The 15,288-nt window shown below is 71.0% G+C and carries 10 protein-coding genes; 6 read left to right on the forward strand and 4 right to left on the reverse strand.

Annotation, left to right across the window (positions count from 1 at the left end):
* Positions 1-356: 356 nt before the first annotated feature.
* Positions 357-2,951, forward strand: a complete 2,595-nt coding sequence (gene rph / locus A3IG_RS0125165) for a rifamycin-inactivating phosphotransferase (RefSeq protein WP_026220640.1) — start codon at positions 357-359, stop codon at positions 2,949-2,951.
* Between the two features lie 72 nt (positions 2,952-3,023).
* On the opposite strand, the gene A3IG_RS0125170 is transcribed toward rph, so the two are convergent.
* Entirely contained in the window at positions 3,024-3,983 is a 960-nt protein-coding gene (locus A3IG_RS0125170) for a LysR family transcriptional regulator (protein WP_026220641.1), read from the reverse strand.
* Positions 3,984-4,307: 324 nt separating this feature from the next.
* Here A3IG_RS0125170 and dnaE point away from each other — a divergent pair, with 324 nt between their 5' ends.
* From dnaE to A3IG_RS0125190, 3 genes are all read left to right on the forward strand, one after another.
* Positions 4,308-7,904 (forward strand): DNA polymerase III subunit alpha, encoded by a 3,597-nt coding sequence (gene dnaE / locus A3IG_RS0125175; protein ID WP_018386363.1) that lies wholly within the window; start codon positions 4,308-4,310, stop codon positions 7,902-7,904.
* A 223-nt stretch (positions 7,905-8,127) separates the two neighbouring features.
* A complete protein-coding gene (locus A3IG_RS0125185) occupies positions 8,128-9,207 on the forward strand; it encodes a protein phosphatase 2C domain-containing protein (protein ID WP_018386365.1) in 1,080 nt (359 codons plus the stop codon).
* 182 nt (positions 9,208-9,389) lie between these two features.
* Positions 9,390-10,709, forward strand: a complete 1,320-nt coding sequence (locus A3IG_RS0125190; protein WP_026220642.1) for a hypothetical protein — start codon at positions 9,390-9,392, stop codon at positions 10,707-10,709.
* 67 nt (positions 10,710-10,776) lie between these two features.
* Here A3IG_RS0125190 and A3IG_RS0125195 read toward each other — a convergent pair whose 3' ends face one another.
* Both A3IG_RS0125195 and A3IG_RS0125200 read right to left on the reverse strand, forming a co-directional pair.
* Positions 10,777-11,763: an alpha/beta fold hydrolase gene (locus tag A3IG_RS0125195; protein ID WP_018386367.1), complete on the reverse strand. Its 987-nt coding sequence runs from the start codon at positions 11,761-11,763 to the stop codon at positions 10,777-10,779.
* 304 nt (positions 11,764-12,067) lie between these two features.
* Positions 12,068-12,418 carry a winged helix-turn-helix transcriptional regulator gene (locus tag A3IG_RS0125200; RefSeq protein WP_026220643.1) on the reverse strand — a complete coding sequence of 117 codons (351 nt, stop codon included), beginning with the start codon at positions 12,416-12,418 and terminating at the stop codon, positions 12,068-12,070.
* A 59-nt stretch (positions 12,419-12,477) separates the two neighbouring features.
* Between A3IG_RS0125200 and A3IG_RS0125205 the strand changes: the two genes are divergently transcribed.
* Complete coding sequence (locus A3IG_RS0125205) at positions 12,478-13,365, forward strand: NAD(P)-dependent oxidoreductase (RefSeq protein ID WP_026220644.1); 888 nt, start codon at positions 12,478-12,480, stop codon at positions 13,363-13,365.
* A 125-nt stretch (positions 13,366-13,490) separates the two neighbouring features.
* Complete coding sequence (locus tag A3IG_RS0125210; RefSeq protein WP_018386370.1) at positions 13,491-14,027, forward strand: GNAT family N-acetyltransferase; 537 nt, start codon at positions 13,491-13,493, stop codon at positions 14,025-14,027.
* A gap of 102 nt (positions 14,028-14,129) precedes the next feature.
* On the opposite strand, the gene sigJ is transcribed toward A3IG_RS0125210, so the two are convergent.
* Positions 14,130-15,137, reverse strand: a complete 1,008-nt coding sequence (gene sigJ, locus A3IG_RS0125215; RefSeq protein ID WP_236719051.1) for an RNA polymerase sigma factor SigJ — start codon at positions 15,135-15,137, stop codon at positions 14,130-14,132.
* Positions 15,138-15,288: the final 151 nt, after the last annotated feature.

Here is a 15,288-nt window from a genome sequence, read left to right on the forward strand (position 1 = left end):
GGAACTTGTCAGTGGAACTTGTCAGTGGAACGTGTCAGTTCCAGCGGGCGGCACAAGGCAAAAGCGAGGAGATCCCTCTCCTCGCCACTCTTAACGTATAGCGCACCGGGGGCCTTGCGGCAAGACCCCGGTGGTGGCGCAAAATCGTCGGCCAAGGCCACAACCTGCGGAAATGGGGGGCACGACGTGCCTGTGTTGTCGACGTACGGGGGGCGCGGTGGCGTCGAACCAGTGGTGGGACCGGCCGTGCCGCCGCGAGCGCTCGGCGCGGGGGTGCGGGGGTGCGCTCCGCCCTGCTGGGCGGCGCGGTCGGCCGGTGCGGTGCAACGGGACACCACTGCCTCGGAGGCGTCGCGGTGATCGAGCAGTACGTGTGGGATCTCCAGGAGGTTGACGAGACGCGGGTCGCGGTCGTCGGCGGCAAGGGTGCGCACCTGGGCGGGCTGACGCGGATCGAGGGCGTCCGCGTGCCCGCTGGCTTCTGCGTGACGACGGACGCCTTCCGGCGGATCGTGGCGGAAGCGTCGATCGACGATCGGCTCGACCAACTGTCGTGCCTGGACCCGGACGACCGGGAGGCGATCCGCACGCTCAGCGCGCAGGTCCGCCGGGCCATCGAGGGGATCGCCATCCCGGGCGACCTCGCGGGGGCGATCACCCGCGCGCTCGCCCGGCTCGGCGAGCAGGCCGCCTGCGCCGTCCGGTCCAGCGCGACGGCGGAGGACCTGCCGACGGCCTCCTTCGCCGGCCAGCAGGACACGTACCTGAACGTCGTGGGGCCGGCGGCGATCCTCCGGCACGTCAGTCGGTGCTGGGCCTCGCTGTTCACCGAGCGGGCCGTGACCTACCGCCAGCGGAACGGCATCGACCACCGCACGGTCCACATGGCGGTGGTCGTGCAGCGGATGGCCTTCCCGCACGCGGCCGGCGTCCTGTTCACCGCCGACCCCGTCACGGGCAACCGGAAGGTCACCACCGTGGAGGCCAGCTTCGGCCTCGGCGAGGCCGTGGTCTCCGGCCTGGTGAACCCGGACGTCTTCACGGTGCGGAACGGCGAGGTCGTCGCCAGGGCGGTCACCGCCAAACAGTGTGCCATCCGGGCCCTGCCGGGTGGCGGTACGCGGGAAGTGGCCGTCGACCCGCAGCGGCAGGAGCAGCCCGCGCTGACCGACGCGCAGGTCGTGCGGCTCGTGCAGCTCGGGCGGCGGATCGAAGCGCACTTCGGCTGCCCGCAGGACATCGAATGGTGCCTGGTCGACGATGACTTCCAGGTCGTTCAGAGCCGGCCGATCACGACGCTGTTCCCCGTCCCCGAGACCGGCGACCAGGAGAACCACGTCTACGTCTCCGTTGGCCACGGGCAGATGATGACCGACCCCATGAAGCCCCTGGGCCTCTCCGTGTGGCAGCTCACGGCCATGGTGCCGATGCTCGCCGCCGGCGGGCGGCTGTTCGTCGACGTCACCCGGCGCCTGGCCTCGCCCGCGAGCCGCGCCGGCTTCCTTGAGCTCACGGGGAGATCCGATCCGTTGGTCAGGGACGCGCTGGAGACCGTCCTCGACCGTGACGGCTTCGTCCCGTCGCTCCCGGACGCGGGTCCCGGCGGGCCGCCGGCCGGCGGTGCGCCCGCCCCGGTCGAGACCGATCCGGCCATCGTCACCGAGCTGATCGAGCGGAGCCAGGCGTCCGTCGCCGCCCTGGAGCGCGACATCCGGACGAAGACCGGACCGGCGCTGTTCGACTTCCTGCTGGCTGCCTTCGAGGAGCACAAGCACGTCCTCAGCGATCCGCTGAGCCATCAGGCGCTCATGGCGGGGATGGAGGCCACGTGGTGGCTCAACGACAGGCTGCTGGAGTGGCTGGGCGAGAGGAACGCGGCTGACACGCTCACGCTGTCCGCCCCGGACAACGTCACGTCGGAGATGGGACTGGCGCTGCTCGACGTCGCGGACGTGATCCGCCCGCACCCGGAGGTGGTGGCTTTCCTGGAGGGCGTCGAGGACGAGGGCTTCCTGGACGAGCTGGCGAAGCTCCCGGGCGGGACCGAAGCGCGCGACGCCATCGAGGCCTACCTCGACCGGTACGGCATGCGCTGCGTCGGCGAGATCGACATCACGAGGCCGCGTTGGCGCGAACGCCCCACCACGCTGGTGCCCGCGATCCTCGACAACGTCAGGAACTTCGAGCCTGGCGCCGCCGGGCGGCGTTTCGAGGAGGGCCGGCAGAAGGCGCGGGAGAAGGAACGGGACGTGCTGTCCCGGTTGCGCGCCCTGCCGGACGGTGACCGGAAGGCCGACGAGACCAAGCGGATGATCGACCGGGTCCGAACCTTCATCGGGTACCGGGAGTACCCGAAGTACGGCATCGTCAGCCGCTCCTTCGTCTACAAGCGGGCCCTGCTGGAGGAGGCCGAACGCCTCGTGCGGGCCGACGTGATTCCTGAGCGGGAGGACGTCTTCTACCTCACGTTCCAGGAGTTCCACGATGCCGTGCGCTCCCACCAGGTGGATGACCAGCTCATCCAGCAGCGCAAGGAAGCGTTCCGGTCGTACCACGCCCTCACACCGCCCCGGGTGCTCACATCGGACGGTGAGGCCGTCACCGGGGTGTACCGGCGCGACGGCGTGCCGGCCGGTGCCCTGATCGGTGTCCCGGTTTCCGCCGGGACCATCGAGGGGAGGGCCCGCGTCGTCCTCGACGTGGCGGAGGCCGATCTGGAGCCCGGTGACATCTTGGTCACGGCCTTCACGGACCCCGGCTGGACACCCCTGTTCGTCGGAGTCGCGGGCCTGGTGACGGAGGTGGGCGGCCTGATGTCCCACGGTGCGGTGATCGCCCGGGAGTACGGCCTGCCGGCCGTCGTGGGCGTGGAGCGGGCCACCCGGCTGATCCGGGACGGCCAGCGAATCCGTGTGCACGGCACCGACGGGTACGTCGAGGTCTTGCCCTGACCGACCACACCGGGAGGGCGGTAGCGACCGGAACGCCGTCGCGCGGGTGGGCCAGCCCGGAGGACGCCGCCGTCAAAGGGCCGCGGGTGTCCCCGCTCGGGCGCGCTGGGCCCACTCCGGCATCCAGACCCCGCTGTCGGGGCGGCCGGGGTACGCGGAGGTGAGGTGCTCACGGAGTGCGGTGAGGGCGGGGTGCGGGTTGTCGGTGCGCCAGATCAGGGAGTGCGGGTAGACCGGGGTCGGGTCACGCAGGGGAACGCGCCGCAGGTCGTAGCCGGCGGGCCAGACCAGCGGGGTCTGCTCGCTGACGAAGGTCGCCAGCGTCGAGGAGCCCGCGATCGTGTCGAGGAGGGGGTCAATGCCGAAGTTCGGGCCGATCGAGTCGATGGTGAGACCGAACGTGGCGGCGAGTTCGTCGTAGTAGGCGGCCCACTCGGTGCCGGGCAGGTTGCCGGGCATCCAGATCCGGCGCCCGGCGAGCTGGGCGGGGGCGACCACACGGGCGGCAGCGAACTCGTGTGCCGGTCCGGTCAACAGGAGCAGCGGTTCGTCGAGGACCGGAGTGGCCTCGACACCGTCAGGGAGCTGCCGGCCCGGCATGGTCACGGCACGGAAGGTCGCATCGATCGTCCCGGACCGGACGGCGGCGATGGCCGTGTCGGAGTCGAACAGGGTCACGACGTCAAGTTGCGTCTCGGGATGCGCGCGGTGGAAGTCGCGCAGCAGACCCGCCACTGAGATCCTGCGGCCGATCACGTCCACACGCAACGCCCGGTGCCCTGGCCGCACGGAAGCGGCTGCCCGTTCCTCGGCTTGGAGGAGAGCCCGGGCGTGGGGCAGGAACGCCTGCCCGTCGATGGTCAGCGCGGCCCCGCGGGCCGTGCGGCTGAACAGCCGCACGCCGAGGTCCTTCTCCAGCACCGCGATGCGCTTGGACACGGCCTGTGGGGTGATCGACAGGTGGGCGGCGGCTTCTTGGAACTGTCCCGCGTCCACGGCGGTGACGAAGGTGCGCACGGCAGTGAGGTCCACACCGACCATCCTAGTTGGACAACCATTGGTTGATCCTAGACGGCAAAATGGTTGTTTGATTCTGGTACGCCACGCTGGTTTTGATGTCCATGGTCAACATGTGGTTGGGCAAGGAGTACGGCATGAGCCGTGCTGCTCGCTACCTGGCCTGCGTTTCCGGGGCTCGGGCTGGTCGCGTTCACGGGCTGTGCGACCCGTTGGCCACCCCCATCGGCGTGACCCACCGCGACGGGTCGGGCCGGCCAGCCATCCGAAGGGGTCGGCCGGCCCGACCCGTGCCCGGCCGGGATGGGGCTTCCCACTCACCTCGGAGGCGAACCACACGTGCCGGATTCCTTCGTCCACCTGCACAACCACACCGAGTACTCGATGCTGGACGGCGCGCAGAAGCTGAAGCCGATGTTCGACGAGGTGGCCCGGCAGGGGATGCCTGCCATCGCGATGAGCGACCACGGCAACATGTTCGGCGCCTACGAGTTCGCGCAGGTCGCGAAGGGCTTCGAAGGGATCAGGCCGATCATCGGCATCGAGGCGTACGTCGCGCCTTCCTCCCGGTTCGCCCGGAGGCAGGAGTTCTGGGGCGCGGGCGGCCGTCGCGCCACGAGCGCGGACGGTGAGGGGTCGAAGGACGTCTCCGGCGGCGGCCGCTTCACCCACATGACCATGTGGGCGCGGAACGCCCAGGGCCTGCGGAACCTGTTCTGGCTGAGCACACAGGCCAGCTACGAGGGGCAGTTCCCCGCCGGGAAGCCGCGCATGGACCGGGAGCTGATCGCTGAACGGCCGGACGGCATCATCGCCACCACCGGCTGCCCGTCCGGTGAGATCCAGACCCGCCTGCGGTTGAACCAGTACGACGAGGCGAAGGCCGCTGCCGCGACTTACCAGGAGGTCTTCGGCCGCGACAACTACTTCCTGGAACTGATGGACCACGGCCTGGACATCGAGCGTGACGTCCGTGCGGACCTGCTGCGCCTGGCCAGGGAACTGAGCATCCCCCTGCTGGCCACCAATGACGCCCACTACGTCACCGAGGACCAGGCGGACGCCCACGACAGCCTGCTGTGCATCGGTGTCGGCAAGAACAAGGACGACCCGGGCCGCTTCCGTTTCAACGGTTCCGGCTACCACCTCAAGAGCGCCGCTGACATGCGCGGCCTTTTCTCGGAGCTCCCGGAGGCCTGCGACAACACCCTGCTGGTCGCCGAACGCATCGAGTCCTACGACGACGTCTTCGACTACGTCGACGAGATGCCGCGGTTCCCGGACGTGCCCGAAGGTGAGACCCAGGAGTCGTGGCTGCGCAGGGAAACCCTCAGGGGTCTGGCGGCGCGTTACGGGGACCCGGTCCCCCGGCACGTCCTGGACCGCTTCGAGACCGAGATGGCGGTCATCGGCCCCATGGGCTTCAGCTCCTACTTCCTGGTCGTGGCGGACATCTGCCGCCACGCCCGGGCCAACAGGATTCCCCTCGGTCCGGGCCGGGGTTCGTGCACCGGCTCGATCGTCGCCTACGCCACCCGCATCACCGAGCTGTGCCCCCTGGAACACGGCCTCCTCTTCGAGCGGTTCCTGAACCCCGAACGCGTCAACCCGCCGGACATCGACCTCGACTTCGACGACCGTCAGCGCGACCGGATGGTCCAGTACGTCACCGAGAAGTACGGCGGGGAGTACACCGCCATGGTGAACACGTTCAGCAAGATCAAGGCCAAGAACGCGATCAAGGACTCCTCACGCATCCTCGGCTACCCCTACGCCCACGGCGAGCGGATCACCAAGGCGCTCCCGCCGGACCAGAACGGCAAGCCCGCCCCGCTGGCTGCCATCTTCGACCACTCCCACGAGCGGTACGGCGAGGCCGGCGAGATCCGACAGATGTACGAGAACGAGCAGGACGTCAAGCGGGTCATCGACACGGCCCGCGGGGTGGAGGGCCTCACACGCGGCACCGGCGTGCACGCCGCGGCGGTGATCCTGTCCAAGACGAAGCTCACCGACCGCATCCCGCTGCACATGCGTGCCTCGGACGGTGTGAAGATCACCGGCTTCGACTACCCGTCCTGCGAAGCCATGGGCCTGATCAAGATGGACTTCCTGGGACTGCGGAACCTGGGCGTCATCGACCAGGCGATCGAGAACATCCGCGAGAACCGGGGCATCAGCCTGGCCACCGTCGATCCACAGGACGGCGACCCGTCCACGGTCGTGATCCCGCTGGACGACGCCAACACCTACCGGCTGCTGGCTGAGGGCAACACGTTCGGCGTCTTCCAACTCGACGGCGGCGGCATGCGCGTCCTGCTCAAACAGATGGAACCCACCAGGTTCGAGGACATCGCCGCGGTCAACGCCCTCTACCGCCCCGGCCCGATGGCAGCCAACGCCCACACCAACTACGCGCACCGCAAGACCGGCCGCCAGGAGATCACCCCGATCCACCCAGAGCTGCGCGACGCCCTCGAACCGATCCTCGGCAACACCTTCCACCTGCTCGTCTACCAGGAGCAGATCATGGGCATCGCCCGGGAACTAGCCGGGTACACCCTCGGCGGCGCCGACCTGCTGCGCCGTGCGATGGGAAAGAAGAAGCCGGAGGTGCTGGCCGCGGAGTGGGACAGGTTCCACGACGGCATGCGCGGCAACGGATACAGCGAGGAGGCCATCAGGGCCCTGTGGGACGTCATGCTCCCGTTCTCCGGCTACGCGTTCAACAAGTCCCACACCGCCGGCTACGGCCTCGTCTCGTACTGGACCGCCTACCTCAAGGCCAACTACCCGGCCGAGTACATGGCCGCCCTGCTCACCTCGGTCGGCGACGACAAGGACAAGGCCGCGATCTACCTCGCCGACGCCCGCAGGAACGGCGTCCGTGTCCTCCAACCCGACGTGAACGAGTCCGTCGCCGAGTTCACCGCCGTCGGCGACGACGTACGCTTCGGGCTGAGGTCCGTACGCAACGTCGGTGACAACGTGATCGAGGCCATCATCGAGGCGCGCCGCCGGAAGGGGAAGTTCACCTCCTTCTCCGACTTCCTCGGCAAGGTGGATTTGCCCGCACTGAACAAGAGGGCCGTGGAGTCCCTGATCAAGGCCGGCACCTTCGACTCCCTGGGCCATTCCCGCAAGGGCCTCACCGCCATCCACGAGGACGCCATCGACGCGATCATCCCCGTGAAGAAGGCGGCCAGCTTCGGACAGGACGATCTCTTCGCGGAACTGAACGACCAAGGAAGCGGCGAACCGGTCTTCGGCCTCGACTTCCCCGTCGACGACGCCGAATGGCCCCGCGGACAACTCCTGGCGACCGAACGCGAAATGCTCGGACTCTACGTCTCCGCGCACCCGCTGGACGGCGCAGAACACATCCTCTCCAGGGCGCGCGACTGTTCCATCGCCGAACTGCTCGCCTCCGGCCGCACCACCGGGGACGTACAGCTCTCCGGTCTGATCACCGGCATCCAGCACAAGATGACCAAACAGGGCAACCACTGGGCCATCGTGAACCTCGCGGACCGTGACACCAGCATCGAGGTCCTCTTCTTCCCCGCCACCTACCACCTCGTCCAGCACGCCCTGGCCGAAGACAACGTCGTCTCCGTCAAAGGCAAGATCGAAGACCGGGACGGAACCGTGAACGTCTTCGGCAGGGAACTCGCGGTGCTGGACGTGTCCTCGGCCGAGCACGGCGGGAAACCCCCCGTGCGGCTCGCCCTCCCCGCCCACCGGATCACCGAACAGACCGTCCGGGAACTCAAGCGCATCCTTGCTGACCACCCGGGTGACAGCCCGGTCCACCTCAGCGTCCACAGCACGCGCAAGACGACCGTCTACGCCCTGCGGGCCAAGGTGAACGCCCTCACCATCGCCTCGGACGTGAAGGGAACGTTCGGAGTTGACGTGTGGGCGGGCCTGGCGTGATCCCGACGGCCGACGAGCTCGCCGGGGTCGAACCGCGGACCTCCAGGACGGCCCTGCTCGCCCCCGACACCCCACCGGGGCGCCGCTGTCGGTGAGCCGCACGGGGGCGTGCCCGTCCCCGGAGCCCCGGGACACCCGGGAGCCACCGCGTTGACCTTCACCCTGGGGGAGGCCGCAGCATCAGCGGGGCCGGGCGACGTGCTCGGCACGAGGAGGAGGGCCCATGGGGCTGCTGACCATCGGGGCGTTCGCGAAGGCGTCCCGGCTCTCACCGAAGGCGCTGCGCCTCTACGACGAACTCGGCCTGTTGCCCCCGGCCCACGTCGACCCGGTCACCGGCTACCGCCTCTACGCCCCGGAACAAAGGGACCGGGCCAGGCTGGTCGCCTGGCTGCGCCGCCTGGGGATGCCTCTGGCCCGCATCCAGCACGTCTGCACGCTGGACGCGGGAGCGGCGGCTCAGGAGGTCCGCGCCTTCTGGGCCGGGGTCGAGGCCGAAACCGCCGCCCGGCGGGACCTGGCCACCTTCCTCGTTGACCACCTGACCCGGAGGGACGCCGACATGTCCGAGACCACCGAACCGCTGGGCCTCCGTTACGCCGCGCTCTGCGACGCCGGCCTGGTCCGCAAGAGCAACCAGGACTCCGCCTACGCCGGATCGCGGCTGCTCGCCGTCGCCGACGGTTTCGGCAGTGGCGGGGCTCCGGCCAGCGCCGCGGCCATCGACGCGTTCAAGCACCTGGAAACCAACGGCTTCCCCGCGGGTGATCTCCTCAACGTCCTCGAGGACGCGATCGAACAGGCAGAACGGGCCGTGCACGGCGTCGCAGCGACCAGCTCGTCGCCGGAGACCGTGGGAACGACGCTCACCGCGATGCTCTGGACCGGATCGCAACTGGCCCTCGTCCACATCGGGGACTCCCGCTCCTACCTCCTGCGCGACGGGGAGTTGTTCCAGCTCACCCACGACCACACCGTGGTCCAGTCCATGATCGACGAAGGACGCATCAGCGTCGAGGAAGCCTCCTCCCACCCCCAGCGGTCACTGCTGGCCCGGGCTCTCGGCCCGGGGGCCGACGCCACCCCCGACGTGCGTCTGCGCGACGCCCAGCCCGGGGACCGCTACCTGCTCTGTTCGGACGGCCTGTCCACCACCGTGCCGCCGGACGAGGTGCGGCGGGTGATGGTGACGACCACCGAGCCCGAGCAGGCGGTGCGCCAGCTCGTCGCCCTGGCCAACCTCTCCGGTGGTCCGGACAACATCAGCTGCGTGGTCGCGGACGTGCTGGAGCACCAGCGGTAGGGAGCTGCTGCCCACGGGGTCCGGACCAGGTTCACGGGAGCGGTTGGCTTTCCGCGAACCGGGGGAACCCCGCGGACAGTGGGATCGCAGGACAGTGGGATCGGGCACCGGCCCACCACCGGAATCGGTGATGACGTCAATGGTGTTGAGGTCGCTCCGCGACGTCCGAGATGATCGCCGGCATGTCTCCCTCCAGGAACCGCCGACCGAAGACCGCCGAACTCCTCAAGGCTTGGGAGTCCCTGGACGCCGGGGACGTCCCCGGAGCCCTGCGCGAGCTGAGGCTCGGGGCGGAGGCCGCGCCGCTGGGCGAGGCGGCGCTCGTGGTGGAACGGGCTGCCGGCACGGCGGGCTTCGACGATCTCCGGGAGGCCGCCGCGGCGCTGGCCGCGAACCCCGACGGCGGGCAGGAGCTCTACGACTTCGGGTACGCCTGCGTCGAACGCGGCCTTCCCTACCTGGCGGTCCCCGCCCTGCGGGAGGTGCTGCGCCAGGAGCCGGGCGCGCTGGTGGTGGTGCGCGAACTGGTGACCGCGTACGAACGCCAGGGACGGCACCGCGAGGCCGTTGAGGTGTTGACGCGGCACGAGAGCGGGTTCGCGGACTGGCCGGACCGCTACCTCCTGGTCCACAACGCCGTCATGGCCGGCGACCTCGCCCTGGCGAACCGCCAGCACGCGCTGTTGCCGGACCCCGCGGACCCGCAGTGGCTCCCCGCGCGGGACCGGCAGCGCCGGATGCTGGAGCGGGCCGCCAACGCCGCGTCTGTGAGCCCCCTGGACGGCAGCGACCTGCGCGGATGGCAGTTCGTGATAGGCGGCACGATCCTGGGCACCCTCGCCCCGTTCGGTTTCCGGGCGGGCATGACCGGCCGGCACGCCTGGGTGCAGGACTCCCACGACCAGTGCCTGCACGGGTTGCTGCGGCTGGCGGCGCTGCTCGGGGCCGCCGGGATACGGCCACGTTCGGTGTCCCTGCTGCCCGACCGGGGCAGCCAGATCCTCGGCCTCGCCGCCGCCGACGTACTGAACCTCCCCGCGGAGCCCTTCGCTCCCGGGCGGGAGGACACCGTGGTGATCGCCTACGACCTGAACGAACTGGCCGAGCACGACGCCGGACCCCAAGTCCTGGAGTCGCTCTACGAACGGGTACCGGGACAGGTGCTGCACGAGCACGCGAGCAGTTGGACCGACGCCCCGGCGGTCACCGCCGACAGCGTCACGCTGCTGCACCAGTCGGTGGTGCCGCCCTGGGGCCGGCGGCTGCGCCGGAGGGACGACGGCGAAGTGGAACGGGAACCGGCCGACGACCGTCCGGCGGCCCGGATCGCCGACGAGATCGTGGCTGCCGACCCGTCGCCCGGCGAGGGGGACGGCGAGACCCCCGCCGACCCGACCGACCGGTTCACCGACTTCGTCGCGGCCGTCCGGGGCTCCTGGCTCCGGGGTGAGCGGGCCCACCTCAGCTCGTCCGGCCCGGTGCCGAGCAACAAGTTCATGTGACCGGGTCGCCGCCCGGCACCGGCCTGGTCCACCGGTGCCGGACGGGCTCGGCCGGGCCCGGCACCGCTCAGGTGGGCAGGGAGGCGAGCCAGTCCGTGAGGTGGTGGTTGACCTCCTCGGTGCGCTCCTGCTGGATCCAGTGGCCGCAGCCGTCGAGGACGTGCAGGGAGCGCAGGCCGGGCAGGGTCGTGGGGTAGGCGTCGATCGCGGCGGCCAGCCAGGTGGTGGAGGCGTCCAGCGCCCCGCCGAGGAACAGGGAGGGCTGGGTGACGGGGGCGCCGTCGAACCCGGCGAGGTCCTCCCAGTCCTGGTCCATGCAGCGGTAGCGCCCCAGGGCACCGCTCAGCCCCGTGCGCTCGAACTCCCCGGCGTACACGTCCAGGTCGGCCTCGCTGAGCCAGGCCGGCAGCCCACCCGTGGGGAACCGGTCACGCAACGTCCCCCCGCGGCTCACGAAGTGCGGGTCGGGTGCCCCGGGGGCGGGCATGGTGTCGGCGGAGAAGGCGGCGTAGAAGCCGGCGAGCCAGCCGCGGACGTCCGGTTCGATCTCGGCCTCCGCCCGGCCCGGCTCCTGGAAGTAGGAGACGTAGAACTCCTCCTCCCCACCCATCGAGGCGAAGACCTCGCTGGGCCGCGGCCCGCCGCGCGGGGCGTAGGGCACGCTCAGCAGGCCGACCGCGCGGAAGACGTCGGGCCTGAGCAGGGCGGAGTTTGCGGCGATGGTCGAGCCCCAGTCGTGGCCGACGACCACTGCGGTCCGTTCGCCGAGCGCGTGCACCACGGCGACGTTGTCCTCGACCAGGTCGAGCATCCGGTAGGCGGTCACGTCCGCCGGCTTCGAGGACCGTCCGTAGCCGCGGACGTCGATGGCGACCGCACGGTACCCGGCCGCGGCCAGCACCGGCAGTTGACGGCGCCACGAGTACCAGGACTCAGGAAAGCCGTGCACCAGCAGGACCAGCGGTCCAGCGCCCTGCTCCACCAGGTGGATCCTGCCTGCGGGAGTGGGGACCACGCGGTGGGTGGCGTCGGTGGCTCGGGATGGCTGCGGCACGGTTCCTCCACGACTGCCGTTCCGTCCTGCGCCACGCGGCCGCCCGGTGACGGCTGCGAGAGCGCCGGCTCGTACGGCCATCCTTCGGCTGATTGGGGCCCTGCGCGAATCATGTTGCCGGTTCGGCAAACTCGTTCCTGAGGGTGACCCCGGGCGCACCGGCCGTTGTCCCTCCTGGCACGGCGGCACCGCGCGGTAGCCACCTTTTTGTGGGTACTTGTCGGCGGACGGGCGCGGGGGCGAACCTGGTCCTGGCCGGTCGGGGAGCCGCCGGGCCCACACCACGAAGGGGTGAACCGGTGCGTCAGGAGGAGGTCTGGGTCTCGACGAGCCGTTCCAGGCGGCGGTGGCCCCAGTCGGACAGGGCGGTCAGGGCGTCTGACAGTTCGCGGCCGAACGCGGTCAGGGAGTACACCGTCTTCAACGGCAGCACGTCGTGTACCTCCCGGTCCACCAGCCCGTCGGCCTCCATCTCCCTGAGCGCCTGAGTCAACACCTTCTCGCTCAGCCCCGGGAGTTGCCGACGCAGCTCACCGGGGCGGCGCGGGCCGGATTCCAGCAGCCACAGCAGGGCGGTCTTCCACTTGCCGTCGATCACGGCGATCGCGGCTGTCACTCCACAGACGTTGGTGTCCTGCGCACGCGCCCGCGTCATCTTCTCTTCGCCCCACTTATCCGTGTTGTTCGCATTTTCCTCATCGCGGGAGTTGAGTCATGTCTTCCTCCAACCACCAGTCTGCCGTGACTGTTCTCGGCCTCGGTCCGATGGGCCGGGCCCTGGCCGGTTCCTTCCTCGACGCCGGCGTGCGGACCACGGTCTGGAACCGGACGCCGGGCAGGGACCTGGAGCTGGTCCAGCGGGGTGCGGTCAGCGCGCGGTCGGCCGAGGAGGCCGTCGCCGCCAGCGGGTTGACCGTGGTCTGCGTGGTGAACTACGACGCGGCGGACGCCGTACTGCGGCGCGGCCCGGTCACCGACGCCCTGAAGGGACGCACCGTGGTGAACCTGACCGCAGACGTCCCCGACCGGGCCCGGGACACCGCGGCCTGGGCCGCGGCGCACGGCGTCCGCTACCTGGACGGCGCGATCATGACTCCGGCGACCACCATCGGGACCCCGGCCGCGGTGTTCATCCTCAGCGGCCCGAAGGAGCTCCACGAGGAGCACCGGTCGGTGCTGGAGGCGCTCGGCGGGACCCACACCCACCTCGGTGAGGACATCGGACGGGCCGCCGCGTACGACATCGCGCTGCTCGACGTCTTCTGGACCGCGATGGCGGGGTACGCGCACGCACTCGCGGTGGCGGGGGCCGAGGGCGTCACCGCCCGGGAACTCGCTCCGTTCGCCAAGGGGATCGGTGCGATCCTGCCCCCGTTGTTCGAAGAGTTCGCGCAGGACGTGGACAGCGGCAGCTTCTCCGGCGAGCTCAACCCGATCACCTCGGCGGTGTCGTCCATGGCCCACATCGTCCACGCCTCCGAGGCCCACGGCATTGACGCGGGCGTGATGCGGGCGGCCGAGGGCCTGGCCCGCCGCACCATCGCACTGGGGCACGGCACGGACGGGTTCATCCGGATCGCCGAGGTCCTGGGGCGCCGCTGACCGGTCCGGCCGGAAGTCCGCGCCGCTGCCGACCGGGACGGGTCAGCGGCGCGGACGGCCCCCGCGCTCCGGCAGCGACCGCCCGCGGTGGCTGCTCGCCTCCCAGGGGGAGATATGTTGCCCTGGTGAACCGGGGAGCACGGGGCAACGCGGGCGGGCCGAGCCCGGCGGGGCCCGCGCGGGTCGAGCCCGGGCCCGGCCCCGACTGGCGGCTGCGCGCTGCGACGGCGCACGACGTCGCGCTGATCGCTGAGCTGCGGGCCACGGTGATGCGCGCGGACCTCGAACGGCTCGGGCGCTACGACGAACACCGGGTGCGGCAGCGGTTGCGGGACACCTTCTCCACCCGGCACACCTCGGTCATCGTGACCGACCGCGAGATCGTGGGGTGCCTGACCGTCCGACCCGTCGATGACGGGTGGTGGCTGGAGCACTTCTACCTGGCCCCCCACCACCAGGGCCAGGGGCTGGGCTCCGCCGTCCTGCGCGGCGCGCTGGAGCGTACCGACGCCCAGGGGGCGGCCGTGCGCCTGCACGTCCTGCAGGGCAGTGCCGCCCGCCGGCTGTACGAGCGCCACGGGTTCGTCGTGGAGGCCGAGGACCCCGTCGACGTCACCATGGTGCGTGTCCCCGGCGCACGGCACGCGCCCGGGCCCGGCTGACGGCGACCCAACGGCCGTGTCCGCGCGCCGGGCCCCGGCCCCCGGGGCCCCCAGGGGCCCTTGGCCGGCCCGCAGGGCACGGCCCAGCCCGCAGGGCACGGCTCAGCCGGGCGCCTCGCCGGCATCGGGACGCAGACCTGCGAGCTTGTCGGGGTTGAGCTGGAGACGCAGGTTGCGGATCAGCCCGTCGGACAGGTCGAAGGTCAGGGCGCCCACGAGGTGCTCACCCACCGAGAACAGCACGCCGAGTTCGCCGTTGATGGAGGCGGGCGTGAAGACCAGGCCGGCGGACTGGGGTTTGGCCAGGGTGCCGAGAATCCAACGGGCGGCGCGGTCGGCCCCGTGCAGGGGACGGCGGGCCGCGGTGACCTTGCCGCCGCCGTCGGACCAGACGGTCACGTCGGGCGCGAGCAGCTCCATCACGGCGTTCAGGTCGCCGCCCGAGCAGGCCGCCATGAACGACTCGGTGACCCTCGCGCGTTCGGCCGGGTCGGTGTCGAACCGGCCTCGGCGGGCCCGGACGTGGGCCCGGGCCCGGTGCGCGACCTGCCGGACGGTGGGCTCGGGACGGTCCAGGGTGCGGGCGATCTCGGCGTGGGTGTAGCCGAAGACCTCGCGCAGCACGAACACCGCCCGTTCGACCGGGGTGAGGGATTCCAGCACCACCAGCATGGCGCTGGAGACGGTGTCGGCCAGCTCGGCGCCCGTCGCGGCGTCCGGCGCGGTCAGCAGGGGCTCGGGCAGCCAGGGCCCGACGTAGGTCTCCCGGGTGGCCCGGGCGGAGGTGAGCCGGTTGAGCGCCAGGTTGGTGACCGTCCGCACCAGGTAGGCCCTGGGGTGACGGACGGACGCGTGGTCCACGGCGCTCCACGCGAGCCAGGCGTCCTGGAGGACGTCCTCGGTGTCGCCGACCGTGCCGAGCAACTGGTAGGCCGTGGCGAAGAGCAACCGGCGGTGCACGAAGTAGGGGTCCGGTGCGGTGGGGTCGGTGGTCCCTGGGGCCTCGCTCACCGGGTCGGGCCGGCCGCGCGGCGCGGGGGGCTGGGGGCTGGGTTGGCGGGGACCGTCGTCCCGCCGGGGCGAGGTGTCGCTCATCGTGCTTCCCGTCATACGACCGCGGTACGGGCGGCCCGGCCGCCCTTGGAGAGGGTGACGGACACGTTCATGCGCCTGCTCAGCCGGTACACCCACAGGGGACTGCCGACGACGGTGTCCTTGTAGACGGCGGCGGCACGGCCGGTGAAGCAGGCCCGGCGGGGGG

The sequence above is a fragment of the Wenjunlia vitaminophila DSM 41686 genome, assembly GCF_000380165.1.
Taxonomy (GTDB): Bacteria; Actinomycetota; Actinomycetes; order Streptomycetales; family Streptomycetaceae; genus Wenjunlia; species Wenjunlia vitaminophila.